We start from the raw sequence: 3,016 nt of genomic DNA, 5'->3' as shown, positions 1-3,016 counted from the left end.
TCAGCGATACGGGGCATCCAGAAATCAGCGTTTGTTGTTGATACAGTCAGGCGGTTTCCCCAACCGGGTATTGCTTCATCAGTTTGCGAATCACTCTCTGCATATAGCCATTGAAAACGCCCGGCATGTGGCGCGCCACAAAACCCGTGAGTTTGCCCGCAGCGCCAGGAATAATCATCCACTTTCCCGCATCCAGGCCATCAACAATTTGATCGCAGGCCGCATCCGCTTTCATACAACCGGCCGTTTTCTTCAGTTCCAGTGAAATGGGGTTACCAGACAAACGCTCGCCATCCACCAACGGCGTTTCCACCTCCGGTGGGCAGATACAACTCAGATGAATCCCCAAGGCTTCGTATTCATAGCGCAGCGTGGTGGCCAGGCCGATAACACCGAACTTGGAGGCGCCATAGGCACTGTAGGCATAGTTGCTGGTATGCCCTGCCAGCGAAGCCACCAGCGCCAGACGTGAGCCAGACTCCATGAACGGCAACACCGCTGTGGCAAAATGCAGGCTTCCGTTCAGGTTGATATCAATGACCCTGCGAAACTCGGCAGGTTTCTGATCCGCCACCGTCTTGTTCAGTACCACGCCGGCAGAATTAATCGCCAGTTCTGGCGCACCAAACATGGCAATAGCATCAGCCACCGCTGCGGCGACCGCAGCATCATCGGTGATATCCATCTTGAAAAAGGACCAACGGGAACCGCTTTTTTCTGCCGACTGTGTCAGCACTTTTCTGTTGTCCTGACTGACGGCCAAATCCAGCACGCTCACGGTGTAGCCGCGATTGAGATAGCGTGTTGCCATTCCCAGGCCAAGACCACTTCCTGCGCCCGTAATCATTACATGCTTCATCTCACTCTCCTTCAATCCAGCTCACCGCTGGCTTTTAACCAGGCCTCAGATTCGCGCATCCCTTCGGCAAGACGGGTTTTGGGGCAATAGCCCAGCAGACGTTTGGCTTTTTCGATGGAAAAGCCGCCTTTGCGGGAAAACATCAGCATGGTGTCTGGCGTCACTTCGTCATGGCGCTTGAGTAGCTGATTCAATTTCCAGACCCCTTTGGTTAACGCCAACGCAGCAGTCAATGGCAAACTGCGGGGGGAGCCCGCTCGACCCGCCCAACGCCAGTGATGACTGAAAAATTCGTTGCAGGAAACCGCTTCGCCTCCCCAAAGAATGAAGACCTGCCCGGCCCCTTCTTGAAGACCTGCCGCCAGCATAATGCCGTCGAGCAAATCCTCGATAAATACAGGGGTAAAAACGGCTTTCCCATTATCAGGAAGAATCAGCTGACCGGCTTTGGCCATCCTCAACGGTTCAATCAACCAGGCACGTGAGCCCGGCCCATAGACATCACCGGGGCGGATAATGGTGACGTCTATTTCCCGTGCTGCATGCGCCGCCAGCGCAACGTGCTCGCTGGCACCTTTGGCCACGCCATACAGATAGCTATCGCCGATAGTGACCGGCCAGGTTTCATCGGCACCGTCCGGATAGTCGTACCCCAGTGCAGCAATGGAAGAAAAATGCACGAACCGTTTCGCACCAGCGGCCACGGCCACATCAATGGCCTTGCGTGTGCCTGCAACCGTAATCTGGCGATAAGCCGGCCATTGCGCAGCCAGGCTTACCACTGCCGCAGTGTGAATAAACAACTCACAGCCTTTGGCATGCGCCGCCCAACCGGGAGGATCAGCAATATCGCCGGCCACAATGCCGGCACTTTCATCGGGTTGCAGGTCCATACCCCGGACCTCACAACCCAGCGCCTTATAGCGCGCCATGATGGCACGCCCGATAAAGCCGCCTGCGCCGGTCACGAAGACGGATTTCGGCACCTCGGGCTGCTGCCCGTGGTGGCCGACTGGCATTGTTGTTGTCATATCCACTCTCCCGTTTCAGACAGCGGGAGCCATACAGCCGTATGACTCCCGGCCAGCATCAGCCTTTGATATTCGGCGCGTAGTCCGGCATGGACGGCTTGATATAGTTGGCCGGCTTCAGACCGTTCTCCTGGATGTACTGCTCGATCAGCAACGTGATGGAGTTGGCGTCCAGAATGCTGTGGTACTCGCCGTTCTCGTCGAAGTTCACGTTGGCGCCCTCCACCATCATGATGGTATCGGTCACTTCCGTGTTGTCTTCCGGTACCGAGAAGGTGTGGATGCTGCCGCCCGGCTCGAACAGGTAGCAGCCGGCCGTCTGCGGCTGATCCGGGTATTCCACATAGTTCCACTTGCCGGACAGCGTCCACAGATGGACGGTGCCGGTGTGGTAATGCATGGGCAGGCGCACCCCGGGGTGGAACATGACACGCAGTACCCAGATGCCACGGTTGATGTCGATGAACTGCGGCTGAACGTCCAGGCCCGGGACCATGATGTCCTTGTAGACCGGCATATCGTTGTTGTTCAGCGTCAGCAGGCTGTCATGATCTTTAACGGTAATCGGTAGCATGTTGGCTCTCCCTGAAATGATGTTGTTTGTATCGCAAAGCCATCATGCGCCGCTGCCAGGCCACGAACTTGATAAAGTGCGCCAATGATTTAGCATTTGGTGCCAGAACAACCACAACAGGCAGAGCCAAGGACAAACACCATGCAGGACTTTGCAAGGGCATCCGCGCTGTATGGATTCGACACCCTGATTGCCGAATACGGGCTGTCACACACCGAGCTGCTGCGTGATGCCGGCCTGCCGGAGAACACTCTGGACAACCTTCAGGGCCTGGTGTCTTACCGGCGTTTTCTGGAGCTGTTGAAACTGAGTGCGGCGCGCAGCGGCGACCCGTTGTTCGGCCTGAAGTTGGGGCTCAGTCAGGGAGTATCGATCTTCGGGCCGATTTTGTACCTGCTTAACAACGCACGCACGGTTGGCGAAGCCCTCACGGAACTCAAGCAGTACTTCCATCTGCACATGGGCGCCGATCACGTGTAGGTCACTGCGTATGGTGACCATGACAAGTTGGCCTACCGGTTGCTGGAGCCGGGCCAGCCCGGCATCAACCAG

The 3,016-nt window shown here is 56.7% G+C and carries 4 protein-coding genes; 1 reads left to right on the top strand and 3 read right to left on the bottom strand.

Annotated features, from left to right (window positions below):
- Positions 1 to 46: 46 nt before the first annotated feature.
- From A3730_RS19785 to A3730_RS19775, 3 genes are read right to left on the bottom strand one after another with little or no spacing between them, the layout of a single operon-like run.
- Positions 47 to 859 carry an SDR family NAD(P)-dependent oxidoreductase gene (locus tag A3730_RS19785; RefSeq protein ID WP_063518871.1) on the bottom strand — a complete coding sequence of 271 codons (813 nt, stop codon included), beginning with the start codon at positions 857 to 859 and terminating at the stop codon, positions 47 to 49.
- Positions 860 to 870: 11 nt separating this feature from the next.
- Positions 871 to 1,890: an NAD(P)-dependent oxidoreductase gene (locus tag A3730_RS19780; protein ID WP_082872470.1), complete on the bottom strand. Its 1,020-nt coding sequence runs from the start codon at positions 1,888 to 1,890 to the stop codon at positions 871 to 873.
- 58 nt (positions 1,891 to 1,948) lie between these two features.
- The gene (locus A3730_RS19775) at positions 1,949 to 2,464 is read right to left on the bottom strand and encodes a 2,4'-dihydroxyacetophenone dioxygenase family protein (protein ID WP_063518869.1); all 516 of its coding nucleotides are present in this window, start codon (positions 2,462 to 2,464) and stop codon (positions 1,949 to 1,951) included.
- Positions 2,465 to 2,605: 141 nt separating this feature from the next.
- Here A3730_RS19775 and A3730_RS19770 point away from each other — a divergent pair, with 141 nt between their 5' ends.
- Complete coding sequence (locus A3730_RS19770) at positions 2,606 to 2,944, top strand: AraC family transcriptional regulator ligand-binding domain-containing protein (RefSeq protein WP_063538746.1); 339 nt, start codon at positions 2,606 to 2,608, stop codon at positions 2,942 to 2,944.
- The last annotated feature ends 72 nt before the right edge of the window (positions 2,945 to 3,016 follow it).

Source organism: Alcanivorax sp. HI0044 (assembly GCF_001634945.1).
The sequence above is the reverse complement of the archived record's forward strand: the minus strand, read 5'-3'. Positions and strand labels throughout refer to the sequence as shown.